The organism is Bombilactobacillus apium (assembly GCF_013385145.1).
In the GTDB taxonomy this organism is placed as follows: Bacteria; Bacillota; Bacilli; order Lactobacillales; family Lactobacillaceae; genus Bombilactobacillus; species Bombilactobacillus apium.
In genome coordinates this window covers 136762-162718 of record NZ_JABZEC010000005.1, presented here as the reverse complement: position 1 = coordinate 162718, position 25957 = coordinate 136762, and the positions used below count along the sequence as shown (strand labels likewise).

Annotated in this window: 24 protein-coding genes; all 24 read right to left on the bottom strand. The window is 39.7% G+C overall.

The annotated features are described in order from the left end of the window. Nucleotides 1-120: 120 nt before the first annotated feature. The gene (locus HU830_RS06745; protein ID WP_176943007.1) at nt 121-570 is read right to left on the bottom strand and encodes a Fur family transcriptional regulator; all 450 of its coding nucleotides are present in this window, start codon (nt 568-570) and stop codon (nt 121-123) included. Between the two features lie 11 nt (nt 571-581). Next, nucleotides 582-2648 (bottom strand): LTA synthase family protein, encoded by a 2067-nt coding sequence (locus HU830_RS06740; protein WP_176943006.1) that lies wholly within the window; start codon nt 2646-2648, stop codon nt 582-584. Further along, entirely contained in the window at nt 2629-3693 is a 1065-nt protein-coding gene (locus HU830_RS06735) for a lysylphosphatidylglycerol synthase transmembrane domain-containing protein (protein WP_176943005.1), read from the bottom strand. The genes HU830_RS06740 and HU830_RS06735 overlap by 20 nt, the downstream gene beginning before the upstream one ends. A 12-nt stretch (nt 3694-3705) precedes the next feature. After that, the gene (locus tag HU830_RS06730) at nt 3706-4722 is read right to left on the bottom strand and encodes a glycosyltransferase family 4 protein (protein WP_176943004.1); all 1017 of its coding nucleotides are present in this window, start codon (nt 4720-4722) and stop codon (nt 3706-3708) included. Then, nucleotides 4715-5917, bottom strand: coding sequence for a glycosyltransferase family 4 protein (locus HU830_RS06725; RefSeq protein ID WP_176943003.1), 1203 nt, complete (start codon nt 5915-5917; stop codon nt 4715-4717). The genes HU830_RS06730 and HU830_RS06725 overlap by 8 nt, the downstream gene beginning before the upstream one ends. 161 nt (nt 5918-6078) lie before the next feature. Beyond that, complete coding sequence (locus tag HU830_RS06720; RefSeq protein WP_176943002.1) at nt 6079-6570, bottom strand: QueT transporter family protein; 492 nt, start codon at nt 6568-6570, stop codon at nt 6079-6081. Between the two features lie 177 nt (nt 6571-6747). After that, complete coding sequence (locus tag HU830_RS06715; protein WP_176943021.1) at nt 6748-7410, bottom strand: deoxynucleoside kinase; 663 nt, start codon at nt 7408-7410, stop codon at nt 6748-6750. 205 nt (nt 7411-7615) lie between these two features. After that, nucleotides 7616-10441, bottom strand: coding sequence for an excinuclease ABC subunit UvrA (gene uvrA, locus HU830_RS06710; protein ID WP_176943001.1), 2826 nt, complete (start codon nt 10439-10441; stop codon nt 7616-7618). Next, the gene (gene uvrB, locus HU830_RS06705) at nt 10441-12450 is read right to left on the bottom strand and encodes an excinuclease ABC subunit UvrB (RefSeq protein ID WP_176943000.1); all 2010 of its coding nucleotides are present in this window, start codon (nt 12448-12450) and stop codon (nt 10441-10443) included. The genes uvrA and uvrB overlap by 1 nt, the downstream gene beginning before the upstream one ends. A 114-nt stretch (nt 12451-12564) precedes the next feature. Then, nucleotides 12565-13200 (bottom strand): YfbR-like 5'-deoxynucleotidase, encoded by a 636-nt coding sequence (locus tag HU830_RS06700; protein ID WP_176942999.1) that lies wholly within the window; start codon nt 13198-13200, stop codon nt 12565-12567. A 33-nt stretch (nt 13201-13233) separates the two neighbouring features. Continuing rightward, nucleotides 13234-14952, bottom strand: coding sequence for a phospho-sugar mutase (locus HU830_RS06695; protein ID WP_176942998.1), 1719 nt, complete (start codon nt 14950-14952; stop codon nt 13234-13236). A gap of 76 nt (nt 14953-15028) precedes the next feature. Further along, nucleotides 15029-15964 (bottom strand): thioredoxin-disulfide reductase, encoded by a 936-nt coding sequence (gene trxB, locus HU830_RS06690; protein WP_176942997.1) that lies wholly within the window; start codon nt 15962-15964, stop codon nt 15029-15031. A gap of 18 nt (nt 15965-15982) precedes the next feature. After that, entirely contained in the window at nt 15983-16783 is an 801-nt protein-coding gene (gene lgt, locus HU830_RS06685) for a prolipoprotein diacylglyceryl transferase (RefSeq protein WP_324196340.1), read from the bottom strand. Nucleotides 16784-16785: 2 nt separating this feature from the next. After that, nucleotides 16786-17727: an HPr(Ser) kinase/phosphatase gene (gene hprK, locus HU830_RS06680; protein WP_176942995.1), complete on the bottom strand. Its 942-nt coding sequence runs from the start codon at nt 17725-17727 to the stop codon at nt 16786-16788. 19 nt (nt 17728-17746) lie between these two features. Next, complete coding sequence (locus HU830_RS06675) at nt 17747-18094, bottom strand: phage holin family protein (RefSeq protein WP_176942994.1); 348 nt, start codon at nt 18092-18094, stop codon at nt 17747-17749. Nucleotides 18095-18162: 68 nt separating this feature from the next. Then, nucleotides 18163-18831, bottom strand: a complete 669-nt coding sequence (phoU, locus tag HU830_RS06670; protein ID WP_176942993.1) for a phosphate signaling complex protein PhoU — start codon at nt 18829-18831, stop codon at nt 18163-18165. 10 nt (nt 18832-18841) lie between these two features. Beyond that, nucleotides 18842-19600: a phosphate ABC transporter ATP-binding protein PstB gene (gene pstB, locus HU830_RS06665; protein WP_176942992.1), complete on the bottom strand. Its 759-nt coding sequence runs from the start codon at nt 19598-19600 to the stop codon at nt 18842-18844. Between the two features lie 10 nt (nt 19601-19610). Further along, nucleotides 19611-20414, bottom strand: coding sequence for a phosphate ABC transporter ATP-binding protein PstB (gene pstB / locus HU830_RS06660; RefSeq protein WP_176942991.1), 804 nt, complete (start codon nt 20412-20414; stop codon nt 19611-19613). Beyond that, nucleotides 20414-21298 carry a phosphate ABC transporter permease PstA gene (gene pstA / locus HU830_RS06655; RefSeq protein WP_176942990.1) on the bottom strand — a complete coding sequence of 295 codons (885 nt, stop codon included), beginning with the start codon at nt 21296-21298 and terminating at the stop codon, nt 20414-20416. The genes pstB (HU830_RS06660) and pstA overlap by 1 nt, the downstream gene beginning before the upstream one ends. Next, a complete protein-coding gene (gene pstC, locus HU830_RS06650) occupies nt 21295-22215 on the bottom strand; it encodes a phosphate ABC transporter permease subunit PstC (RefSeq protein ID WP_176942989.1) in 921 nt (306 codons plus the stop codon). Before pstC ends, pstA begins: the two co-directional genes overlap by 4 nt. Before the next feature lie 9 nt (nt 22216-22224). Continuing rightward, nucleotides 22225-23070: a phosphate ABC transporter substrate-binding protein PstS family protein gene (locus HU830_RS06645; protein WP_176942988.1), complete on the bottom strand. Its 846-nt coding sequence runs from the start codon at nt 23068-23070 to the stop codon at nt 22225-22227. Nucleotides 23071-23196: 126 nt separating this feature from the next. Continuing rightward, nucleotides 23197-24138, bottom strand: coding sequence for a metal ABC transporter solute-binding protein, Zn/Mn family (locus tag HU830_RS06640; protein ID WP_176942987.1), 942 nt, complete (start codon nt 24136-24138; stop codon nt 23197-23199). Between the two features lies 1 nt (nt 24139). Continuing rightward, the gene (locus tag HU830_RS06635) at nt 24140-25000 is read right to left on the bottom strand and encodes a metal ABC transporter permease (protein ID WP_176942986.1); all 861 of its coding nucleotides are present in this window, start codon (nt 24998-25000) and stop codon (nt 24140-24142) included. Next, nucleotides 24997-25737 carry a metal ABC transporter ATP-binding protein gene (locus HU830_RS06630; RefSeq protein WP_176942985.1) on the bottom strand — a complete coding sequence of 247 codons (741 nt, stop codon included), beginning with the start codon at nt 25735-25737 and terminating at the stop codon, nt 24997-24999. The genes HU830_RS06635 and HU830_RS06630 overlap by 4 nt, the downstream gene beginning before the upstream one ends. Nucleotides 25738-25957 lie beyond the last annotated feature (220 nt).

The following is a 25957-nucleotide window of genomic DNA, read 5'->3' as shown; positions in this document are numbered from 1 at the left end:
AGTTTGAACCGCTTTGACAGCAGCTCGTTTATTTTATCATCTGTCTTGTTGCTTGTCAAGAACTTTTTTTCGGCCCTCATCGCTTAGCTCTTCGCCTCGCTGACAACAGAAGATATCTTATCAACTTTTTCTCTCCCTGGCAAGTACTTTTTGACAATTTTTGCAAATTCCTTTGACATTGAGCTCGATCTTACTGATTTCAAAGCCGGAATCACCTTCCAAAACCCCGATCAAATAGGGATAATCATGATAATCGACATCGTAAACCTGCTGACAATTGTTACAAATCGCATGAAAATGATTCTTATGAAAGTAATCGAAATGAATTGACTTATCATCATAGGTCAATTCTCTAATTGGCGTTACAGTTGTCAAAAATCTAAGATTATTATAGACCGTTGCAATACTAATATTAGTCATCGTCGACTTTAAATCATTAAAAACATCCTCTGCTGTTGGATGATTATGGTGAGTAATCATATACTCTAAGATTGCCCTTCTTTGATCCGTAACGCGAATTTTTTGGGCACGTAAGCCAGAAATGATTTGCTCTAACTTATTTTCAGTCAAATAAGCACCTCCTAATGTTCTAATTCGGGCGCATCAGTATGATAAAGATCTAGTAAAGATTTGTTCTTATTCTGGAACATGATACTAGTCTTCTGTTTTTTATTCTGCTTCTTCAGCTTTTTTAGGGCCTTAGTCTTGTTATACGTATAATTTTTCCGGTCAACTTTTTGGAAATTTTTATTCTTATAAAAGCGCAATAGGTCTCCCTTGATTACCCGATCAGAAAGAGATAATTCAGTGGCCACTTGGTTGGACATTGCCGCCACTTGTTGCTTTTGCTCTGAAGTTAAATTACGAGCAACGGCCCCAGTTTTGGTATGATAGTACGTTCCATTGACCTTAGTAAAATTCGGTTCGACAAAATCCCCATTACGAAAGGCCACCAACTGGGAATGTTTCGGCGCCAGAAGATCCGAACCAAATTGAACTGTTTGACTGTTATCAACACCTAGTAAATTCAAGAGTGTTGGTAAGACATCAATTTCGCCACCGTAATTGTGATTAATTCCACCTTTTAAGCCATCCATGTTGATCATAAACGGTACTCGTTGGAATTGAGCATTGTCAAAATCATTAAAATCTTTTTTACCTAAAAGCTTTGCTACAGCCTTTTTATGATTAGCTGAGATTCCGTAATGGTCCCCATAGAAAACAACCATACTATTTTTATCAAGTCCTGTAGCTTTCAACCAATCCATAAATTCACCGATCGATTGATCCAGATACTTAGCCGTCTGGACGTAACCATCAACTGTACTGTCACCAGTATTGGTCTTAGAAATGGACTGATTCTTCTTATCCAATAGATAAGGATAATGATTAGTAACTGTAATTAATTTGGCATAGAAAGGTTGAGGCAAACGCTGGACATAATTTGCAGCATCCCGCAAAAAGATCTTATCCTTCATCCCATAACCAATATTATAGTCTTTCTTTTCCTTGAAGTAATGTGAACTGAAAAAGTAATCATACCCCCACGACTTATAGGTATTATCTCGGTTCCAAAAACTAGGAACATCACCATGCATCGATGCCGTAGTGTAGCCTTTTTGACTTAGAATTGCTGGGGCAGCTTGAAAAGTATTGGTAGTTCCATCGGTGACCATTGCTGCGCCCTCTGGTAAACCAAAAAGTGAGTTTTCAAGCATTAATTCGGCGTCAGCTGTTTTTCCTTGACCAACCTGATTAAAAAAGTTATCAAAACTTAATGTATTTTGAGCATGATAGATCTTATTCAAATTGGGCGTCACTTCCTGGTTATCCCATTTAAAGTCTAAAAGAAATTGTTGAAAACTTTCCAAGTGGATAATAAAGACATTCTTACCTTTAGCTACACCCTGATATTGGACATTAGGCGTTACTCGATTATTATTAATATAATTAGCCACCGAATTCATATCTGAACTATTAGCGTTGGCTTTAACGGCACTAGTTTTAGCGGCTTTAACGGCATCGTATACAGAATAGGAATTTAAACCTAGATACTTAACAATGTAATTATTATCAAAAGTTCGCGTTAACAAACCGGATCGATCCTGTTGAGCCAAAGTCAAATTAATTCCAAATAAAACAGCCGCAATTGCGGTAATCGTCGTTGGAATCCGCCAATTCAATTTAGTCACATCAACTTTAACCAGCTTACTCCCTAGCAAAATTAGCAAGATTATCAGGTCTAAAAAGACTAAAAAATCTGTCGGTTTAGTTATCCCTAAAATACTTTTACCTAAATTATTGGCTACTGAACCCGAGCCTTTGATTAAGGTCAGAGTCAAAAAGTCCGAAAATTCTCGGTAATATAAAATATTGGCGAATAACCAGAGTGAGGTAATTAAATCAATAATTAATAAATAAACATAGGACTTACGTCCCTTCATGTACAGAGCAATACCTAATAGTAAGATAGTAGTAGGAATCGGGTTAAATAGCAACAAAAAGCTTTGCATGCTGCCCTTAACCCCAAGATTAAACTTGGTTAAATAAATAAAATAGGTTTTAATCCAAGCCAAGATAATCGCAACGACAAAAAAGCCTAACTTGGTATTCAAAAAAGTTCTAAATTTAGTCCAAAGATTCTTCATTTAAAGGTTGGCCTCCACGAACTTTTCTTGTTCGATGTTCGTTAATTGGTTTAAATGCAACTGCAATAACTCCTAAAAACATTCCTAAATAATACGTGATAAAACGCCAGATGAACATTCCCAAAATTAATTTACTGGGGACTGTGATATAACTGGCAAGTAAAGTTTTAAAGCTGTACTCCGCGCCACCGGTTCCTCCGGGGATCGGGAAGATTGAGGTAATCATAACGATCATCGCCTGCATGACTAACATATCCACCAAGTTAACTTGGGGAATTTTCAAAGCAAGCAAGGTGAAATAGACCACCAAATAATAAAATACTAACTGCAAAAAGGTAAGCAACGAAGCTAGACAAACCTTCTTCGGCTCACGCTTTAAAACTAAACTTTCTTGATAGAAAGCATCAATTTTGGTTACCAGAGTCTGTGTTCTTTTTTCTACCTTATCAGGATCCATAAAAAATGCTAATAAATGCATAACTCCCAAAACCAGCTTTTTGGTGAAACGATAATAGAACATAATCATCAGTAAGAAGCCGATTGTCACAATATGAATCACAAATCCTCCAATAATTAAAACCGCTAGTCCCGTAAAATGCTGGGCAATATTTTCAAACTTTAAGACCATTGCTAGAATAAAATTCACTAAGACAATGGTTTGAAAAATAATAAATTTCATCAATAAAACTGAACTAGAACGTCCTACTTCGACCCCCGACTGGACTAGAGCCACTAATTGTGCCGGTTGACCGCCGGAAGAAAAGGGAGTAATTGCATTAAAGAGCGCTTGAATCCAAGGAATCCGTAACAAATTCCACCAATTGTGTAATTCATCATCCCGATTATGAAGCAGGGCTTTCATGACCAAAGCTTCAAAAAAATAAGATAATAACATGGATCCAAAAGCTACTACGAGCCAAATTGGGTTCAAAGTTAAAAATTGTTTTAGCAGGGTCTGTGGATTGGTATGACGCATTTCAAAGGCAAATACTCCAATTCCAATCACAAGCATGATAAAAGTTGAAAGTTGATTTTTCCGACTCATAATAACCTTTCTTTATCGAAGTTGTTTCCGATAGAAGTCACGCCAGATTTGGCTCAGATGCTCTTCCGAGTAATATGCAGCTGCCTTTTGTGATTGTTGGGCCCACCACTTTAACTGCTGGGAGTCTTGAGTTAATTGTTGAATCGCCTGATTAAACTGGGAATAGTCTGCCGCCGCAAGATAATAACCATCAATGATAGCTTTATATAAATCTAAATTACGTAATAGGACAGGCGTTTCGGTATTAAAAGCCTCTAAAACTGACATGGGAAATAATTCATCGTAGGATGGTAATAAAAATAAATCAGCTAAATTGAGATATTCATTGAGTTGTTCTCGCGGAACAATTCCCGTAAATAATAAATTTGCTGGCGGATCCGCAATCATCTGCTGATAGCGCTCATAACCATCAGTCATCTTGCCAAAAGAAAAGCCCCCCGCCCAAATAAACTGCAGTTGGGGATTATTTTGTGCTAAGCGATAAAAGTCATCAATTCCCTTCCGTTTTTGTACCTGACCATCACCCAAAATCACAAACTTATCTGGATCAATCTGGTACTTTACTCGTAATTGTTCTTTTTGTTCAGTATTCAAGGGATAGAACTCAGACTTCGAAACAAAATTAGGAATATAGGTGATTTTATCAGGATCTAAGCCATACTCTTCTAATCGTGGAATAAAACTCGGATTAACTACAATAATCTGATCCATGCGTTTATAGAAAGAAATTATATACCAAGAAACCACTTTTTGGAAAATTTTAGGAATTTGTAAGCTTCCAACTAGGGTCTCGGGCAAAAAATGGACATAACCTACCTTTCGTCCCCGATTAGGGAAAAAGGTTGATAAATAAAACTGCGGATCAATGGTGTGATAGTGACTAATATCACTACGACCATATTTATTAACGCGGACAGTAAAATCATCGGCTAAATAAGTTTGTAAAAGACGCATTAGTTCTTTATACGCGCTGCCAACTCCCTGTCCAGCAACCTTCTGGGCTGAAGAAAACATCGTAACTTTAATCATGATAATATTCTTCCCCCTTGAAAGGTTTGTTGGCTAATTTCTTTTTCAAAAAATACTTATAGGAATCTTGGTAAAAGTCCAAAACTCGATCTCCAAAAGCCTCTGCTGAAATACTATATAATTTTTGCTCACGCACCTTAACTCCATGAGCAGTAGTTGGCCTCTGTTCTAAATAAGTCCGAACCGCGGTCAAATATTCAGTCGAATTATCATAGGTAATTCCTAAACTAGGATCAGCAAATAAATTGTCCGTATATTCATTGCTCCGAACTATACAACGCAAATTAGCGGCCATCGCCTCAATAAAAGTTAAGCCTTGGGATTCAGTATCACTAGCCGAAACAAAAATATCGGCCAGATGATAATAAGGTGAAACATGGTCATGATCTACTTCTCCCGCAAAAATTACATTTTGCTCTAAGTGTAACTGGTCTACTAACTCGTCCAAATCGGCCCGATCGGGACCATCCCCCACGATCATCAAAATTAAGCGGGGATCAGTGGTCAATAAATCCGGTAAATTTTTAATTAGAACTTCAATTTTCTTTTCATTAGCAATTCGACTTAATGTTAATAGAATCTTTTGATCAGCTGCTAAATGCCACTTTTGCCGTAAGGCAGTTGTATCTACTGCTTGCTGGAAGAGACTCAAATCAACTCCTGTAGGAATAATTGCCAAGGGAGTCATAATTCCGTAACCTTTTAACGTGTCATAGGTTCGCTCGCTGGGAGCAATTACTCCGGCCATTCCCGCCACAAATAAACGGGACATCTGTTTAACATGATAAGGTTTCAATAGATGACCATTGAGAACATAATGTAAATAATTTTCATACATTGTGTGGTAGGTATGGACACAAGGAATTTTTAGGCTATAAGCTACAAATTTCCCAATCATTCCCAGCGAAAATTCCGTTTGCGTATGGACAATATCCAAATCCAATTCCTTAGCCAATTTTAAGGCATGAAACATCCCCCGATAAGCAATCCGCCGATCGGTGAAAGAGACGAAGGGAATACTACCTAAACGAAAAATATTAGGTTCTACTGTATCTTTTGGCACTTTGGGATCGGTTGTCGTAAAAATATAAACAGTATTCCCCTTCCGCTCTAAGTCATTCTTCAAGGTCTGAATTGACGTCGCGACGCCACTAACCTGCGGAAAATAAGTGTCCGTAAAAATCCCAACATTCATTACCTGTACTCCTCAAATCAGATTAACTAAAGTCATTATAGCAAATCCCGAATCTAAAACCTATCTAACGATATAAAAAGCAGTTACAATAACTCAAACTAATGACCTTAGCTGAGAAAACTAAGTAACGATCAGTTAGTAAGTTAAGGTAACTGCCTCAATTATAATAAGAATCTTTTTATTTGCCGATTTTGGAATAAGATACGAAATAGTATGTATCCAATAATCACAGCTATCAATTCGCCAATGAAAATATAGGCCGCTGTTAACCAAAACGGTGCTTGGGACATAAAGTGCAATTCTGCTCCGATAATTAGACCATTAATTATTGCTGCAACTACAGGAACTAAATACCCTTGCTGAAGGTGAATAATAATTAAAAAGACGAGCAACGAAGCAAAGGTTCCCACAAAGATATCCACCGCGGCGGTCGGGCTAAACAAATTAGTAATAAAACAGCCCACGGTCATCCCCGGAACTAACTTGTGATTATAAAAAGGCAACATCACTAATGCTTCGGAAATTCGCAATTGAATATTTCCATAGGCCAAGGCATTAAGTGGTGGTGTCACTGTTAAAACCACATAAATAGCCGCTATCAAAGCATTCAATATCCAATCCCGTAAAGTAAATTCTTCCCAGTAAGCTTTCATTTCTTGAAACCTCCATCATCTTTTTTTACAGACAGGTAGCTTTGGAGTAATACAAACTGTCTTTTGCTCTCAAAAAATGAGAAATCTTGTTATATTATACAATACCTTGGACCACTTGCAAGTCTCATTCATTGACAGGAACTCTTAGATTGCAATAAAAAAAGCCGCTGCTAAAAATCAACGGTTCGTTTCGGATTGGCTCAGTAGTGCTCTTTCTTTTAATTTTTGATCAATCAATTCTAAGACTCGTTTTTGATCAGCCGGATGTTCGACAAAATCTAACTGGTCACAATCAATTTTCATTTTAGGACTATAATCATAATCTTCATACCACTGTTCATAACGTTCTAACAGATTATGATAATACTCGACTAAGGAACTATCATTTTCCGGTTGCTCATAATCACGCCCCCGTTTTTTAATATGTTCCATCATCGTGTCATAAGAAACAACTAGATGAATTAAAAGGTCGGGAGCCTTTTTATGAGCTGCATAAGGTAATTCCTCCATCATATTGTTCAATAATTCATCATAAACTTGAACTTCTTGTTTGGTCGCCCGCCCCATGTCAGCATTCATATGGAAAAATAGGGAATCTTCATAGATTGAACGATCCAAGACATTGTTATCATCCGCCAAGGCCTGCTTAATTGAGGCGAATCGTTTATTCAAAAAATAAATCTGCAGTAAGAAAGCATACTTCTTCGGATTAGCATAAAAGAGCGGTAAAACCGGATTATCTTCCACCTGCTCATAAAAAGCCTGGGTTCCTAAATGTTCCGCCAAAATAGTTGCCAAGCTACTCTTTCCGGCACCAATCATACCGCTTAAAACTATCATCATTTGTTTCCTCCTCTATCAATGACTTAATAATAATAGCACGAAGATCCTCGATATTATAGTTGCAAATATCTATTAGCCAAATCTAGTATTAAATTTAAACTAAACCTTAATTTGTTAATTTTTTTTTGAAAAAGATCTAATTTCTTGCCTATAAAAAAGCCTTCAAGGAAAAAATATCCCCCAAGGCTTAAAGTTTTAATCCTTAATGTTTAACTAAAATAGATTTTAAATATTGGCCCGTATAAGACTGCGGACAATTAGCTACTCCTTCGGGAGTCCCCACAGCGACGATTTGACCGCCTAAGTCGCCGCCTTCAGGACCTAAATCAATTACCCAGTCAGCAGATTTAATGACATCTAGATTGTGTTCGATGACCACAATGGTGTTTCCTTGATCAACGAGTCGTTGTAAGACACTAAGCAAGCGTTTGACGTCATCAACATGGAGACCAGTAGTTGGTTCATCAAGAATATAAAAATTATTACCTTCTGATTTCTTATATAATTCTGAAGCTAACTTCATCCGTTGGGCTTCTCCCCCAGATAAAGTCGTGGCTGATTGGCCTAACTGAACATAGCCCAAACCAACATCCATAATTGTTTGTAATTTCCGCTTGATCTTCGGCAGATGATCGAAAAATTCCAAGGCTTCTTCGACAGTCATTTGTAAAATATCAGAAATATTTTTACCCTTATACAAAACCTCCAAGGTTTCCGAATTATATCGGCTACCATGGCAAACTTCACAAGGAACATAAACGTCCGGCAAAAAGTTCATTTCAATCTTAATAATTCCATCTCCGCGGCAGGCCTCACAACGACCACCTTTGACATTAAAAGAAAAACGTCCTTTTTTATAACCCCGGACTTTAGCCTCATTAGTTTGGGCAAATAAATCGCGAATATTGTCAAAAACTCCTGTATAGGTAGCGGGATTACTCCGAGGAGTTCTCCCAATTGGACTTTGATCAATATTAATTAGCGTCTTAATTGCCTCGTAGCCTGTAATTTTCTGATAAGGTCCCGGTCGGCGAGAATTATGGTTCAACTTCTGGGCCAAAGCCCGTTGCAAGACTAAATTGACTAAGGAAGACTTGCCGGAGCCAGAAACTCCAGTTACAGCAATTAATTTTCCTAAGGGAAATTGAACTTTAACTTTTTTGAGATTATTGGCCACAGCTCCGGTAACCGTGATTACTTCACCATTTCCTGCTCGTCGTTGCCGGGGCAAAGCAATTTTCTTTTTTCCGGCTAGGTATTGACCGGTTAAAGAATTAGGATTAGCTTGGACTTCTTGCGGCGTCCCGACAGCAACTATTTGCCCCCCATCAGCTCCAGCTCCCGGACCGACATCAATCAAATAATCAGCCTGACGCATTGTATCTTCGTCGTGCTCCACAACTACTAAAGTATTCCCTAAATCACGCATTTTCTTTAAAGAGGCAATCAAACGATCATTATCTCGCTGATGCAAACCAATTGAAGGTTCATCTAAAATATACAAAACTCCCGATAAGTTAGAACCAATTTGGGTTGCTAAACGAATTCGTTGGGCTTCTCCTCCAGACAGAGTGCCTGCTGAACGAGCTAAGGTCAAATAATCCAAACCAACATTTTGTAAAAAGGTCAAGCGATCGACAACTTCCTTTAGAATTGGCCGGGCAATCACATTTTTTTGATTTGATAATTGTAATTTTTTAAAGAACGGCAAGGCCTTTTTGATTGCTAAAGCCGAGACTGCAGCAATATTTTGACCAGCGACTTGAACACTCAAAGCTTGGCAATTTAAACGTTGGCCTTGACAAGTTGGACAAACTGATTCGGTCAAATACTTACGCATGATATCCCGCATAAAATGACTAGAAGGTTTTTGGTAACGATGCATTAAATTTGGCAAAACCCCTTCAAATGTGGTCTGAACATCCCGCACACTACCAAAATCATTTTCAAAATGGAACTGAAATTCTCGTTCTCCGGCTCCCTGTAGTAAAACTTCCTGTTGTTTCGGGGGTAAATCTTTAAAGGGGGTATCTTGATCAATCTTTAATTGGGTCGCTACTTGTTGTAACAAATTAGGATAATACTGCGAATGCTCCGCATTCCAAGGGACAATTACTCCTTGATTCAAAGACAAACTCGAATCAGGAATCACTAAGTTCAAATCCACTTCTAACTTACTTCCCAAGCCATCACAATCTGGACAAGCTCCAAACGGTGCATTAAAAGAAAAGAGCCGCGGCTCCAATTCACCTACAGTAAAACCACAAATGGGGCAAGCATAATGTTCTGAAAACAAAATCGGTTCAGCACCCAAAACATCGGCGGTCATATAACCATCAGCCAACCTCAAAGCCGCTTCAATTGAATCAAATAAGCGCGAACGAATTCCCTCTTTAATCACGATTCGATCGACTACCACTTGAATAGTATGTTTTTTATTTTTATTTAATTCAATTTCTGTCCCAACTTCGTGCAAGTTTCCATCAATCAAAACCCGCACATAACCTTGCCGAGCAATTCTTTCTAAAAGTTTTTTATGTTGCCCTTTTTTAGCGCGAACAACTGGCGCTAAAATTTGTAATTTAGTTTTAGTTGGCAATTTTAATAAACGATCAACCATTTGTTCTACCGACTGACTGCTAATCTCACTGCCATCATTAGGACAAACGGGCGTTCCTACACGAGCCCAAAGTAAACGAAGGTAATCATTAATCTCCGTTACTGTCCCGACAGTTGAACGCGGATTCTTTGAAGTTGTCTTTTGATCAATCGAAATTGCTGGACTTAAGCCATCAATCGAATCGACATCCGGCTTATCCATCTGTCCCAAAAATTGGCGAGCATAAGCAGATAAGCTTTGAACATAACGTCGCTGACCTTCAGCATATAAGGTATCAAAGGCTAGGGAACTTTTCCCGGATCCCGACAGTCCCGTCATCACGACTAACTTGTTCCGAGGAATGGTTACATCAATATTTTTCAGATTATTGGATCGTGCTCCATGAATAACAATCTTATCATTTTCCATTAACTTAGCTCCGCTTTCAGATCTAAAATCATGTCTCGCAAATTAGCTGCCTGTTCAAAGTCCAGTTTCTTAGCTGCTTGTTCCATCTGGGCCTGTAATTGTTGTAACAACTCTTTTTGTTCTTGAGTTGTTAAATTGGAAAAGTCCAAGTCCATATCGGTTAATTTTTCATCTTCAGTTCCCTGCTCCGAAGTCTGTACTGCAGAAATAATATCTCGAATCGGTTTCTGAATAGTTTCTGGTGTAATATGATGCTTCTGATTAAACTGATTTTGCAACTGCCGCCGCCGTTTAGTCTCCGCAATTGCCACTTTCATCGAATCTGTAATTTTATCAGCATACATGATCACATGGCCGTGTTTATTGCGGGCAGCCCGACCGATTGTTTGAATTAAAGGTCGTTCACTCCGTAAGAAACCTTCCTTATCAGCATCTAAAATTGCCACCAGTGAAACTTCGGGAACATCAATTCCCTCCCGTAGTAAATTAATTCCAATTAAAACGTCGTATTTACCCAAACGTAAATCTCGAATAATTCGGGTTCGTTCTAAAGTCTTAATATCACTGTGCAAATAAGCAACTTTGATTCCTAAATCTTTCAGATAATCGGTTAAATCCTCGGCCATCTTCTTCGTCAGTGTCGTAATCAGCGTTCTTTCTTGTACCGCAATCCGTTGATTAATCTCCCCAACCAAATCATCAATTTGCCCCATAATTGAACGAACCTCAATATCAGGGTCTAATAAACCGGTCGGTCGAATAATTTGTTCAACTACGTGATCGGCTTGTTGCAGTTCGTAATCTCCTGGAGTCGCTGAAACATACAAGATTTGATGGATATGTTCTTCAAATTCACTCAAAGTCAAAGGACGGTTATCCAGAGCACTAGGCAAACGAAAACCATAATCAATCAACATTTGCTTGCGGGCCCGGTCACCATTGTACATCCCCCGAATTTGGGGCATAGTAACATGAGATTCATCAATCATAATATTGAAATCTTTGGGAAAGAAATCTAACAAGCTATAGGGTGGTTCTCCGGCTGATCGACCTTCCATATGCCGAGAATAATTCTCAATTCCTGAAGTATAGCCCATTTCCCGCATCATTTCGATATCATAATTAGTTCTTTGTTCAAGTCTTTGGGCTTCTAACAACTTCCCCGCTTGTTTTAACTTTGCTAATTGCTCTTTTAATTCTTCTTCAATTCCAGTTAGAGCTTGTTCCATTTGCGTTTCATTAATCATGAAATGAGTCGCCGGAAAAATCGACACTTGTTTTCGATCACCTAAAACTTCCCCCGTTAAAGGATCCATTTCCACAATTCGATCAATCTCATCGCCAAAGAACTCAACCCGTAAAGAATGGGAATCATTGGAAGCTGGAAAAATATCGACAACATCGCCGCGAACTCGAAAACGCCCCCGTTGAAAATCAATATCATTTCGTTCAAATTGATTATAAATTAAATCTTTTAAAAGTTGATCTCGACTAATTTCTTGACCGACCCGTAAAGAAATCACATTCTGTTGATACTCACGCGGATCACCTAAACCAAAGATACAAGAAACTGAAGCGACAACAATCACATCATTGCGCTCCAACAGGGCCGAAGTTGCTGAATGTCGCAACTTATCAATTTCATCATTAATACTTGAATCTTTTTCAATATAGGTATCACTGGACGGTACATAGGCTTCTGGCTGGTAATAATCATAATAACTCACAAAATATTCAACAGCATTATGAGGAAAAAACTCTTTAAATTCACCATATAATTGCCCCGCCAAGGTTTTATTATGAGAAATGACCAAGGTAGGTTTATTTAAATTCTGAATCACATTGGCCATCGTGAACGTTTTTCCCGTTCCCGTTGCCCCTTTTAAAATCTGGGCTTTTTGCCCCTGACGTAAACTTTGAGTCAATTGGTCAATCGCCGGGGCTTGATCACCTGCCGGCTGGTAGGGAGAAACTAATTCAAAGTGATTATCGGTAATTCGGTCTAACATCCGCAATTTCCTCCAAACCTTCTCAAATAAAAAAGTTGGAACCAATTCCAACTTTTATTGGCGCTAATTATCATATCATAGCGAACATACTTTCGCCATCTTTACCTTAGAAGATTATTTACTGGCTAAAATCTTCTGGGTGACCTCCAATAACCGTTCTTGTTCTGCAAAAGGAGTCTGTAATAATTCTGGCAAGACTTCTTCAGTGAAATAACGACTCGCAGCCAAATCTTTAAATTGTAAAATAGTGGTCAGGCTTTCTTGGAAAATCTCCCAAAAAACGGGATCAGGATTGCCTTTAGAAATTTCGCCAAAGGATTCGTAGAGTAAATCAATTTTGTCCGCTAAAGCTAAAATCTGACCTTCCAAAGTTTCATCTTTTCCTTCACCTAGACGCCGACGAAAACGTTCTTGTAAAGCTTGAGGAATTTCTTTTTGAATGAAATTCTCGGTCATATTTTCATCAACTTCAGCTAACATCGCCCGTAATTGCTTGGTAGCATATTTCACCGGTGTTTTAATATCGCCAATGAAACGTTCCGTATAATCATGATTTAAGGCTTTCTCGTACAACAACTGCCAATTTACAGTCTGTTGATCTAATTCCTCGAGATCTCCCAAAATTTGGGCAATCTCAGCGACTTTAAAAGAATGGGCAGCGACACTATGCTGCTGATATTGGAAATGTCCTGGTGCCCGATCTAAGTTTTCTAAATTATTTAAACCTTGAATAAACTGATGTAACCCCATGGATCTTCCCCCTCTAAAGACTAATTTTAAATTTTAATACCAGCTATTAATGGCTTCAGCGTAAGCAGCTACTTTATCCAAAGCTTCATTTTCTGTCGGAGCATTAACACCAACATAGTTCTTAATCTTGGGTTCAGTTCCTGAAGGTCGAATTGCAACCCAAGTTTCATCCGCCAAAATATATTTCAAAACATCAGCTTGCGGCAAAGATAATGGGGTCGTAACTCCCGCAGCATCGGTTTGAGTGCGAGCTTGGAAGTCCTGGACTTGAACTACCTTTACTCCATTAATTTCCTGGGGTTGATTCTTCCGGAAGTCCTGCATCAATTGCTGCATCTTTTCTTGACCATCGACTCCCTCGAAAGTTTTGGAAATTGTTTGTTCCTTAAAGTAACCATACTTTTGATATAAGGATTGTAAACCATCATAAAGAGTCTGGCCCTGACTCTTATAATAAGCAGCCACTTCAGCCAACAATAAACTAGCTTGAATTGCATCTTTATCGCGGACAAAAGGTTGAATTAAATAACCATAACTTTCTTCAAAACCAAAGAGGAATTCATGACTCTTAGTTTCTTCGTATTGAGCAATCTGCTCGGCAATAAACTTAAAACCAGTAAGGACATTAACCATTTCCACATCATAATTTTGCGCAATTTTCGTAGCCAGTTCGGTAGAAACAATTGACTTCACAACTGCCCCATTTTGCGGAAGGGTCTTTTGACGCTTCTTAGCACTTAAAACATATTCTAATAACAAGCTCGCAATCTGATTTCCGGTCAGCAACTTGTACTGTCCATCGGGTTGGCGGACAGCAGCTCCCAAACGGTCGGCATCAGGGTCGGTGGCAATTAAAATATCGGCTTCAACCTGTTGGCCATCTCGGATTGATAAATTAAAAGTTTCCGCAAATTCTGGATTAGGAAATTCTACGGTCGCAAACTCCGGATCCAGAATAGCTTGCTCGGCAACTAACTGCATATTTTCAAACCCTGCTTGCCGGAAAACTCGCTCAGCTAACATTTTGCCGGTTCCATGCAAAGGAGTATAAACAAACTTCATCTGGGAATATTCTTTTAAGAGCTGGGGATCAACTGTTACAGACTTAATCGCTTCTAAATAAGCCCGATCCAAATCTTCCCCAATCAAGGTCAATGAATCTTGTTGCCGCAAATTATGAATATCAGCTACGGCAATCGCAAATAAATCGTCTGCTTGGCGCACAAATTTAGTAATTAAATCGGATTCTTTCGGTGGCATTTGTCCACCGTCGGGACCATAAATTTTAAATCCGTTATATTTAGCCGGGTTATGACTTGCAGTAATCATAATTCCGGCATAAGTATGCAATTTCCGTACCGCAAATGATAATTCTGGTGTTGGTCGCAAACTATCAAATAAGTACACCGGAATTTGATGGTGGCCCAAAACGCGCGCAGATTCGCTCGCAAATAGTGGTGAATTGTAACGAGAGTCAAAACTGATAACAACTCCTCTTTGTTTTTCCTCCGGCTCTAAAGTGTCCATAAATCGCGCCAAACCTTCAGCAGCCTGACGAACAGTGTAAATATTCATGCAGTGAATTCCCGGAGCGATTACGCCCCGCATTCCTGCGGTACCAAATTCCATAGGTGCATAAAAAGCTGCTTCTAGTTGTTCAGTATCAGCCTGCATTTGTTTTAACTCATGTTTTAAAGTTAAATCTAGTTGGGGATAATCCAACCAAGTTTGATAGTTTTCCTGCCCATTCATAGTTTATAATTCCTCCCAATCACTTCTCGTAATAAGTCAATTATATACGATTCCAAATAAAAAAGACTAATTATTCTTAGCCTTCATCCGTTAAAGTCTGTAAATAGTTAAAAACCTCTTGGCCTGCTAAACCACCCTCACCGACAGCGGTTGTAATCTGCCGCAAGGTCTTTTGGCGAACATCACCAATCGCAAAAATTCCGGGAACTTTGGTCATCATCCGCTCATCAGTCACTATCCAGCCTTGATCATCAGTAATCGGTAAATTCTGAAATTGGGTTGTGTTTGGCTGAATACCGACATAAATAAAGACCCCGCTTCCGGCCAAACTTTGTTCTACTCCAGTTAATTTATCTTGATATTTAATTCCCGTTACTTGTTGCCCATCACCGGTAATTTCTTGCACCGCTGCATTCCAAATAAATTTAATTTTAGGGTTAGCAAAAGCCCGTTTTTGTAAAATCTGTTGCGCCCGAAGCTGATCGCGGCGATGAACAATTGTTACCGAGTTCGCCAATTGAGTTAAATAGATTCCCTCTTCGATAGCTGAATCACCGCCACCAATAACAATAACATCCTCATCTTTGAAAAAAGCTCCATCACAAACAGCGCAATAAGAAACTCCTTTTCCGGAATAGTCTTCTTCTCCAGGAACTTCCAATTTCTTATATTCTGATCCGGTTGCCAAGACTAAAGCCTTGCTTGTTAAAGTTTGATCCGCAGTCTGAACGACTTTCACCGATCCTTGAACTTCTATTTTTTCTACAGTTCCATACTGATATTGAGCCCCAAATTGAACCGCTGATTGATACATACTTTCACTTAATTCTGGGCCCAAAATAGATTTGAAGCCCGGATAGTTTTCAATAGCGGCCGTATTATTCATCTGGCCCCCATAGATTCCTCGATCCAAAACTAAAACCTTTAAATTGGCCCGTGAAGCGTATAAAGCGGCGGTCAAGCCGCCGGGGCCGGCACCAATAATAATGACATCATAATCTGTTACTTGCATCAAAAGACTCCTTAATTCTTATAAATAGTTAGGTAATTTATGCTGACGGCGGCGATAAAACCAAATAATTCCAGCAACAAGGAAAAAGACTACTGAAAGAATTTGTGAAATTCGCAAAGAACCTGTCAAATATAAGCTATCAGTTCGCATTCCTTCAATGAAGAAGCGACCCCAAGCATACCACATCACGTAAGTTAAGAAAACTTCGCCCTGTTTCAAAAGTCCTGGCCGACGCCGTAAAATCAAAATTATAATCAAACCCAACAAATTCCAACTAGATTCATAGAGGAAAGTTGGTTGGCGATAATGACCATTGATCAACATTTGTTGAATCACAAAGGGTGGTAAACGAAGACTCTGCAAAAAGTGTTGCGAAGTAATAGCCCCAAAGGCTTCTTGATTCATAAAGTTACCCCAACGACCAACGATCTGCCCGACTAACACACTAGGGGCGGCAATATCTAAAATCGACCATAGGGGTAGTTGACGCTGATGGGTAAAAACTAAGGTAACAATGAAAGCCGCCAACAAACCTCCATAAATAGCAATTCCTCCATGCCAGATTTTAATAATCTCACCCGGATTTTGACTATAAAAGGGCCATTCAAAAGCCACATAATAAAGACGCGCCCCAATTAAAGCAAAGGGAACTCCCCATAAGACCAAATCAACAATATTATCCGGATCAATTTTTTGCCGGCGAGCTTCTCTTAAAGCCATCCAAACACCGATGATTGCCCCACAAGCAATTAAAATTCCATACCAGCGAATCGTCAGCGGTCCACCCTGCCAAAAAATGGGGTTAAGACTTGCGATCACCCTCATTTAGGATTCACCTGCGAATTTTTTTGGATTAAACCGGTTAATTGCTCTTCAAAACGATCAGCAGCATTAAAACCAAGTTTTTTGGCCCGATAGTCCATTGCCGCTACTTCAATAATGTTCGAGATATTCCGTCCCACCTTCACAGGAATCGTAATTGAGGGCACTTCAACATCAAAAATTTGTTCAGTATGATCCTTTAAACCAACGCGTTCGTAGTTTTGTTCCGCCGACCAATTACTCAAGTTGATAATCAAGGTGATTTCCATTGAAGTTCGAACCGCACTAGCTCCGAATAAATTCATCACATCAATAATTCCGATTCCTCGAATTTCCATTAAGTTTTTCAAAATTTCGGGTGCTTCGCCAACTAAAGTATGTTCATTTTGTTGATAAACATCAACCCGATCATCAGCTACCAAACGGTGTCCATTCTTAATTAATTCTAAGGCTGTCTCACTCTTCCCAACACCTGAGTCACCCTTAATCAAAACTCCCAGACCGTAAACATCAACCAGAACCCCATGAATACTTTTCCGCGGTGAAAGAACCTTTTCTAAATATTGCGTAATAATATTCGAAACTCGCGTTGTCGTTAAATCCGAGGTCAGAATGGGAATTTCCGCTTCTTGAGCTGCTTTGATCATTTCGGGAGAAGGTTTAATTCCCCGAGAAAAAACAAAAGCCGGTGTTTGTTTGGTACACATTTCTCGTAAAACATGATAGCGATTCTCCGAAGTCATCGACCGGGCATAGGAAGTTTCCGTCTGGCCAAATAATTGCACCCGCTCAGCCGGATAATAATCAAAATATCCGGTTAATTCTAAGCCGGGACGTGAGATTTCAGTTTCTTTAATTTTGCGAGTCGAGGTAAATTCGGCTCCAGCATAAATTTGAATATTAGTATGATCTAATAAGTCTTGAATTGTAACTTCTGTCATTCTTTTGCTCCCCTCAGCTTTAATACCGGCGAAAGACATGGTAACCCACAAACCAATTAGCAATTGACATAATAATTGACATCAACATAGCAGCTCCAAAACTAGTAAAAACAAAGCCCGGGATCAGCCAAGCTACAATTTCCAAAGTAAGTGCATTAACTACAATCGAAAAAAGTCCAAAAGTAATCAACGTAATTGGAAATGAAATAATATGCAAAATTGGTTTGATGGTTAAATTTAACAACACTAAAATAAATCCCGCAATTAAAGCGGTGGAAAAATTACTCAAGAAGAAGATTGAAGGAGCGACTCGCGCAATCGCCATAAATAAAAGCGTATTGATAACAGTTTGGTAGATAATTTTCATAAGCCAACCTTCTTTTTATTCGATAATATTTTAATTATAGCATGAACTACAAGTCCTAGAAATCTCCCCTAAAAATCCTTTTTACTGTCTAAATCAGTCAGTTTCCCCTGTTTTAAATAAACTACCCATTCACATAAATTGGTCACATAGTCGCCCATTCGTTCAAGGTAGTTAGCAATCAACATATAAATTGTTCCATCTTCAACATATTGGGGATCAGCTTTCATTTCCTGAATACACTGCTTATTAAGTTGATGAATCAATTTATCGACGGTATAATCTTGCTGCGAAATCGCAATCGCTGCTTGATCATCTTCCCGTAAATAAGCCTGAATCGCCTGTTGAAACATCCCAGCCACTTGAGTGTGAACTTGGACAATTAAATCTTCAACTGCCAGCATCGGTGCATGACCTTGCAAACGTAAAGTAGCTTGGGCAATGCTGACGGCATGATCACCCATTCGTTCCAAATCAGAACTGGCCTTTAAAACCGTGATAATCATCCGTAAATCACTAGTCACTGGCTGCTGTAAGGCTATCATCTCAAAAGATTTTTTTTCTAAGTCTATTTCCCGATTGTTAATTAACTGATCGCGATCAATAACCTGTTGAGCTAGCTGGCTATCGTGCTCTTTTAAAGCACGAACCGCTTTTTCTAAGGCTTCACTGACCATCATCGCCATTTCGGAAAACCGAACGTGTAAATTTTGTAATTCCGTTGCAAATTCGCTTCGCAAAGGACTCCTCCTAGCCGAATCGACCACTAATATAATCTTCAGTTTCCTGATGTGTGGGATTCATAAATATTTTCTTAGTTCGATCGTACTCGATCAGATCACCTTGATAAAAAAAGGCTGTTCGATCTGAGATTCGCGAGGCCTGATGCATGCTGTGGGTTACAATCACAATTGTATAGTTTTCTCTTAAATCTAACAGAGTATTCTCTACCTTAGTAGCTGAAATTGGATCTAAAGCACTGGTTGGTTCATCCAGTAAAATTAGTTCCGGTTGTACCGCAATCACCCGGGCAATACAAACTCGCTGTTGTTGTCCTCCAGACAAAGCTAAGGCACTTTGACCTAATTTGTCTTTGACATCATCCCAGATAGCGGCGGCTCTTAAACTCGACTCTACCGCGGCATCTAAAGTTTGGCGATCTTTAACTCCCGCTAATTTCAAACCATAAGTTACGTTATCATAAATTGAAAAGGGAAACGGGTTCGGTTGTTGAAAAACCATCCCCACTCGCTTACGCAATTGAACCGTATCCATATTGGGAGCATAAATATCTTGTCCATCCAATTCGATTTTTCCGGTAATTTTGACACTAGGAATTAAATCGTTCATTCGATTCAAGGTTCTCAAAAAAGTGGATTTTCCACAACCAGAAGGACCGATTAAGGCGGTAATTTCATGTTCACGAATTCCTAAGTCAATGCCCTTTAGGGCCTCTTTTTTTCCATAAAAGAGATGGACATCATGTGCCGTCATAATTTCTGTCGTCATCAATTTCCTCCTAACCAAAGTGTCCTGAAACATAATCTTCCGTGAGCTGGACTTTTGGTCGAGTAAAGATATGCCGCGTGTAGTCAAACTCCAATAACTTTCCTAAATGAAAGAAAGCTGTATAGTCGCTCACCCGAGCTGCTTGTTGCATACTATGGGTCACAATAATGATTGTATAATGTTGCTTTAATTCCTGCATCGTATTTTCAATATTCGCTGTCGAAATCGGATCCAAAGCACTCGCTGGTTCATCCATCAACAAGATATCTGGTTGCAAAGCCAAAGCCCGGGCAATGCATAAACGCTGCTGTTGGCCTCCAGATAAAGATAAAGCACTTTTATTTAGATCATCTTTAACTTGCTCCCACAAAGAAGCTTGTTTCAAAGTCGTTTCAACCACCTCATCTAGTTGTTGGCGATCTTTAACCCCGCGCCGTTTTAAAGCAAAGGTAATATTATCATAAATTGACTTAGAAAAAGGATTCGGACGTTGAAAAACCATTCCGATTTGCCGCCGGACTTGATAAACATCAACCGTTGGTTGATTAATATCGACACTTCGATAGAGGATCTTCCCTGTCACGCGGGCACTAGCAATCGTATCGTTCATCCGATTCAACGAACGTAGATAAGTGGATTTCCCCGAACCTGACGCCCCAATTAATGAAGTAATCTTGTAACGCTCAAACTGTAGACTTACAGGTTCTAAAGCGGCCTTGGGACCATAAAAAACCCGTAAGTCTTCGGTAGTAAGGGCAATTTCTTTTTGCTTAGGATCTAATTTTCTGGTAAAGCTTGTTAATTTATTTTCCATTATGCCCCCGTCATCCGCCGATACAAGCGATTTCCTAAATAGCGAGCCCCCAAATTAAAGAGCAAGACAACTCCCACTAAAACTAAGGAAGCTCCCGCCGAAACAGCATTAGCATCAGGAATTAGACCTTCTGAATTAACTTTCCAAATGTGGACTGCTAGGCTTTCTGCTGGTCGAAATAGATTCAAGGGAGAAGTAATACTTAAAGGATTCCAGTTGGCAAAATTCAAAGGTGGTGCACTTTGTCCGGCGGTATAAATCAAAGCCGCTGCTTCACCAAAAACCCGCCCTGAGGCTAGGATAATTCCTGTAATAATTGCCGGCAAACATTCGGGAATAATAATCCGAGTAACCGTCTCCCAACGTGATAAGCCCAAGGCTAGACCAGCTTCGCGTTGACTAAAAGCGACCATTTGCAAGGCGTCTTGCATACTTCGAACTAGAAGCGGTAGATTAAAAATCATCAAAGTAAAAGCCCCAGACAAAATTGAAAAATCCCAATGAAAAGTGACGACAAAGACCAAGAAGCCAAAGAGACCAACCACAATTGAGGGTAAAGAACTCAAGACCTCAATCGCCGAACTAATGATCGCAACTATTTTTTGATTGGTCGCATACTCTGATAAATAAATGGCAACTCCGAAAGCGAGAGGAATCGAAACAATCATCGATAAAATTAATAAATATAAGGAATTAAATAACTGCGTGCCAATTCCACCACCGGCTTCAAAACTACGTGTTGCTCCGGTTAAAAAGTGCCAGTTAACATGAGGTAAGCCAGAGAACAAAATATAACCTAAAAGGGCTAGTAAAATTAAAATAATGAAACTGGCTAGGAGATAAACTACCCCGGTCATTAAACGATCGACTTGTTTTGGGGTCATTTCAAGGCACCTCTTTTTGCTAGATACTTAATTGCAATATTGAAAATCAAAGACATTAAAAGTAAGAGTAAGGCTAGGGTCCAGAGGGCATTATTTGCGGCAGTGTTCATTACCGTATTGCCCATATTCATCGTCAAGACACTAGTTAAAGTTGTCGCTGGTGAAACCAAACTTGTTGGCATTAAAATCGCATTTCCAATTACCATTTGAACAGCTAAGGCTTCCCCAAAAGCTCGTGACATCCCGAAAATCACCGCGGTCATTAATCCAGGAGTCGCGGCTCGTAAAACTACCCGCCAAATCGTTTGCCAACGGGTCGCTCCTAAAGCCAAGGATGCTTCTCGATAATAACGCGGGACAGCTTTTAAAGCATCCACACTCATCGAGGTAATAGTCGGTAAAATCATTACAAATAGGACCAAGGCTCCCGCTAAAATTCCAAAACCACTGCCCCCAAATAATTTCTGAACCGCCGGAACAATAACTACGAGGCCGACAAAGCCATAGACAACAGAAGGAATTCCCACTAATAATTCAATTACCGGTTGTAAAATCTTTTTTCCCTGCTTGGGAGCCATTTCAGTCATGAAAATAGCCGCGGCTAAAGCAAAGGGTGTCGCCACCAAAACGGCTAGTAGGGTTACCGCAAAGGAACCACAAATTAAAGGCAAAGCGCCTAACAACGGCCGTTGATGAATATCTACTTGACTGGGAGCCCAGTTAGTTTTTGTAAAAAAATCTCCTACGCTACCCTTGTCTTGAATAAAAACCGCCAAGCCTTTAGTCGCAATAAAGCCAAAAATTGCTAAAACTAAGAGAATAATTAGTAATGTCGTCAGCTGAGTCAAAAAACGACCCCGACTTTCTAAACGGGCAGAAGTCGAACGAGTTTGTAAACTTTTCGCAATTGGATCCATAATTTCTCCTTATCGCCGCCAAGAGTGGCCACGAGCATCTTGTTCGTATTGCATCCATTTAATTGGAATGTAACGCATTTTTCGGACGGTACTTTCTTGAAAATCGTCACTTAAAATTAATTTAATTAAGGCTTGCGTCGTCGGCGTCGTTTGTCGAGGAACATACATATGTTCATAAGCCCAAATTGGCCAACGATTTTGAGCCACATTAGTTACAGTCAGGGAGACTTGATTAATTTTCAAGCTTTGTAAATCAGAAGTTAAATAAGGCCAAGCCAAGTAACTAATCGCTCCGGGAGTATTTTTAACGATTTGGCGAACCATCCCACTTGAATCCTGCTCAGGAGCTGGCTTCAAAGGCTGACCGCGCATTACCTGCTGGTCAAAAACCATCCGGGTGCCGCTGCCAGGGGAACGATTAATAACCGTAATCGCTAGATTGGGGCCTCCAACTTGCCGCCAGTTAGTGATTCGTCCCATAAAAATAGCCTGCAATTGGGCTAAAGATAAATTACGGACGCCAACTTGGCGGTTAACCACCGGGACAATCGCCACTACACAAACTTTATAATCCCGCAATTTAGAAGCATTGATCCCCTTTTTTTGCTCCGCAAAGACATCGGAATTACCAATTGCTACCGCCCCTTGTTGGACTTGGGATAAGCCCGTTCCACTACCACCGCCTTGAACGTTGATGTAAGCTTTCGGGTCTTGCTTCATCAATTTTTCTCCGGCAGCTTCCACCAAAGGCTGCAAAGCAGAAGAGCCGACGGCCGTGGTGGGCTTGGTTCCTGTACCGGCGCATCCAGTTAATAAACAAGTCATTAAAATGACCATTCCCAGAACTTTTCGCATTATCAATCCTCCGTCTTTATTGTATCAAAACAAAATCTCCGATAGGGTTTGCGGCTTGTAAATGTTTTGTAAATTTTCTTCACAAAAAAAGCCTTCCTAGTCTTAAGCTAAGAAGACAAAGTTTAATTAGTGAGCCAAACCGGCATGGATTTTATCTAAATTCCATTTCATCATGGAATAATAGCTATCTCCAGTTGTTCCCTTTTTGGCTAAGGAATCGGTAAAAATCTTAGAATAAATTTTTAAATTAGTTTCTTGAGCAACTTTCTTCATCGCTTTCGGGGAAACTGAACTTTCTACAAACAAATGTTTTACTTCAGTTTGGCGGATTTGGGCTAAAACTTGTTTCATCTGCTCTGGAGTTCCTTGAGCTTCAGTATTAATTTCCCAAATATAAGCCGGTTTTACTTGATAGGCCGCCGCAAAATACTTAAAGGCTCCTTCGGATGTCACTAAGAGACGTTGGTTTTCGGGAATGTCTAAAAACTTAGACTGTGCTTGCCGATGTAATTTCTGTAATTTCGCTACATAATTACGGGTATTTTTCCGATAGAAAGCAGCATTTTTCGGATCTTTCTTTTGTAAAACTTGGGAAATTGTCCGCACATACTGAATACCATTCTTTAGATCTAACCAAGCATGGGGATCTTCTTCTTGAACATTGGTGGTCAAATGCTGTGGTTTAACACCCTTGGAAGCCGCAAATACTTCTCGGCCAAATTTCTTATGAGAGGTTTGGACTAACTTTTTAAACCAGCCATTACCACCAGTTTCTAAATTGAGACCATTGTGGAATAAAACATCAGCTTCAGAAGCTTGGGAAACGTCAGTTGGTCGTGGTTCATACTCATGCGGATCGGTTCCTCTTTGAACGATACTGTACAAGTGAATCCGATCTTGGCCGACGTTATGCACCATATCTTCTAAAATCGAGTTGGTAGTTACAACTCGAATTTTCTTACTAGTTGAAGCTGCATTGGGCGCAAAATTATGCCGTTGTTGCACATAAAAGAAAACCCCAGTTAAAATCGCCAAACCAGCGACTAAAGTAATAATTAATTTTTTCATGTTAAGAAACTCCTTTGCGAGTTGATTTGAACAAACGTAGAAATGCTTGCTTGGGAGAAAAGAGAAAGGAAATAAAGAACATCGCCGCAGCAACTAAAACAATGGCTGGTCCTGAAGCCCAGTTAAGAGTATAGCTGAAATACAGACCCACAACCGAAGCCACAACGCCGAGACTTGCCGCTAAAACTAACATCCAAGTCAAGTCATCCGTCCAGAGAAAAGCGGTCGCCGCTGGCGTGATCAACATAGCGACCACTAGGATGATTCCCACCGTCTGCAAGGCCGAGACCGTCACCAAAGTTAAGACTAACATCAAGGCATAGTGCAATAATTGGGTATTTAAACCATAAGTTTGCGCATAGGTGGTATCAAAACTGGTAATTAATAGTTCTTTGTAAAAGACCACCACAAAAATTAAGACAATTACCAAGACAACAGCCGTAGTTAGCAGATCACTGTCACTGACGGCTAAAATATTACCAAATAAAATATGATGCAAATTGGTCGCACTTTCGGCTAAAGAAATCAAGATAAAACCTAAAGCGTAAAAGGCGGAGAAAACTACACCAATACTTGTATCCGGTTTAATCTTACTGTGCGTTGCGACAAAACCGATCAACAAAGCTGCTAAAATTCCAAAAACAGAAGCCCCAATCAAGATATTAATTCCCAACATGTAGGCCACCGCTACTCCCGGTAGGACAGCATGGGAAATCGCATCCCCCATCAAGGACATCCCACGAAGAATGATAAAACTTCCGATTACTCCGGACATGATTCCAACCATTACGGCAGTTATTAAAGCACTTTGCAAAAAATCATATTTAGCTAAGGCTTGGAAAAATTCTGTTAAAGAAGTCATCCTTGCACCCCGCTATCTTGAAATAAGACCGCCGATAAATCGGCCGAAAAGGCCGTAGCAATATTAGCGGCGTTATAGACTTCATTTGTCGGACCAGTCGCCAGGACACCATGATTTAAAATCACCAATTCGTCAAAGTATTGGGAAACCTTATTCAAATCATGATGAACAACAATAATCGTTTTGCCAGCATCTCGCCAGGACTTTAAAATTTGCATAATTGCTGTTTCACTTTGCAGATCAATTCCGACAAAGGGTTCATCCAAAATGATTACCGCTGCATCTTGGACAATTGCCCGGGCCACAAAAACCCGTTGTAATTGCCCTCCAGATAAACTTCCAATTTGCCGATGAGCAAACTCGCTCAAAGCCACCTGCTCCAAAGCCTTTTGACTCGCGGCTTTTTCGGCTTTTCCCGGACTCTTAAAGAGCCCTAATTGTCCGTAAGTTCCCGTCATCACCACATCTAAGACGTTAATCGGAAAGGTCAGATCTAGGTCCTTTCGCTGTTCCACGTAGGCAACCTGCTGGGGGCTTGATTTCAAGGGTTGTCCTTGAAAATCAACTGTTCCTTGTTTTATTTTGATTAGACCTAAAGCGGCCTTAATCAAGGTAGATTTACCTGCACCGTTGGGGCCGATGATTCCAGTAATCTTGCCTGCTTTAAAATTCACGGCAACATCAGTAAAGACTGGTGTGTCATCATAAGCAACAGTGAGGTTCTTGATTTCAAGCATGAAGAACCTCCACAATTCCTTTTCAGATTTAAACTAGCTGTTCAGTATATTACAGAAGGAATTCCCAAAAAGCAATTATTTTTTAGGATATCCTAAATTAAATTTTAATTAATATAAAAAATATTTCTTAGCCAAGATTTAATACTTTTGCTCACAAGCTGCCATAATTTAGCTGGGCCAATTACGCCAAAATAAAAAGCCTCGTAAAAAATCACTTGGC

What these genes read in the sequence shown, in the direction of transcription:
- HU830_RS06730 (WP_176943004.1), bottom strand. Translation starts at nt 4,722, where the DNA reads ATGATTAAAGTTACGATGTTTTCTTCAGCCCAGAAGGTTGCTGGACAG.
- HU830_RS06635 (WP_176942986.1), bottom strand. Translation starts at nt 25,000, where the DNA reads ATGACTTCTTTAACAGAATTTTTCCAAGCCTTAGCTAAATATGATTTT.
- uvrA (WP_176943001.1), bottom strand. Translation starts at nt 10,441, where the DNA reads ATGGAAAATGATAAGATTGTTATTCATGGAGCACGATCCAATAATCTG.
- HU830_RS06675 (WP_176942994.1), bottom strand. Translation starts at nt 18,094, where the DNA reads ATGAAAATTATCTACCAAACTGTTATCAATACGCTTTTATTTATGGCG.
- HU830_RS06630 (WP_176942985.1), bottom strand. Translation starts at nt 25,737, where the DNA reads ATGCTTGAAATCAAGAACCTCACTGTTGCTTATGATGACACACCAGTC.
- uvrB (WP_176943000.1), bottom strand. Translation starts at nt 12,450, where the DNA reads ATGTTAGACCGAATTACCGATAATCACTTTGAATTAGTTTCTCCCTAC.
- HU830_RS06740 (WP_176943006.1), bottom strand. Translation starts at nt 2,648, where the DNA reads ATGAAGAATCTTTGGACTAAATTTAGAACTTTTTTGAATACCAAGTTA.
- HU830_RS06715 (WP_176943021.1), bottom strand. Translation starts at nt 7,410, where the DNA reads ATGATAGTTTTAAGCGGTATGATTGGTGCCGGAAAGAGTAGCTTGGCA.
- trxB (WP_176942997.1), bottom strand. Translation starts at nt 15,964, where the DNA reads ATGCAAGTAACAGATTATGATGTCATTATTATTGGTGCCGGCCCCGGC.
- HU830_RS06735 (WP_176943005.1), bottom strand. Translation starts at nt 3,693, where the DNA reads ATGAGTCGGAAAAATCAACTTTCAACTTTTATCATGCTTGTGATTGGA.
- pstB (WP_176942992.1), bottom strand. Translation starts at nt 19,600, where the DNA reads ATGACGACAGAAATTATGACGGCACATGATGTCCATCTCTTTTATGGA.
- HU830_RS06725 (WP_176943003.1), bottom strand. Translation starts at nt 5,917, where the DNA reads ATGAATGTTGGGATTTTTACGGACACTTATTTTCCGCAGGTTAGTGGC.
- pstA (WP_176942990.1), bottom strand. Translation starts at nt 21,298, where the DNA reads ATGACCCCAAAACAAGTCGATCGTTTAATGACCGGGGTAGTTTATCTC.
- hprK (WP_176942995.1), bottom strand. Translation starts at nt 17,727, where the DNA reads ATGACAGAAGTTACAATTCAAGACTTATTAGATCATACTAATATTCAA.
- HU830_RS06695 (WP_176942998.1), bottom strand. Translation starts at nt 14,952, where the DNA reads ATGAATGGGCAGGAAAACTATCAAACTTGGTTGGATTATCCCCAACTA.
- pstB (WP_176942991.1), bottom strand. Translation starts at nt 20,414, where the DNA reads ATGGAAAATAAATTAACAAGCTTTACCAGAAAATTAGATCCTAAGCAA.
- pstC (WP_176942989.1), bottom strand. Translation starts at nt 22,215, where the DNA reads ATGGATCCAATTGCGAAAAGTTTACAAACTCGTTCGACTTCTGCCCGT.
- HU830_RS06700 (WP_176942999.1), bottom strand. Translation starts at nt 13,200, where the DNA reads ATGGGGTTACATCAGTTTATTCAAGGTTTAAATAATTTAGAAAACTTA.
- HU830_RS06640 (WP_176942987.1), bottom strand. Translation starts at nt 24,138, where the DNA reads ATGAAAAAATTAATTATTACTTTAGTCGCTGGTTTGGCGATTTTAACT.
- HU830_RS06645 (WP_176942988.1), bottom strand. Translation starts at nt 23,070, where the DNA reads ATGCGAAAAGTTCTGGGAATGGTCATTTTAATGACTTGTTTATTAACT.
- HU830_RS06720 (WP_176943002.1), bottom strand. Translation starts at nt 6,570, where the DNA reads ATGAAAGCTTACTGGGAAGAATTTACTTTACGGGATTGGATATTGAAT.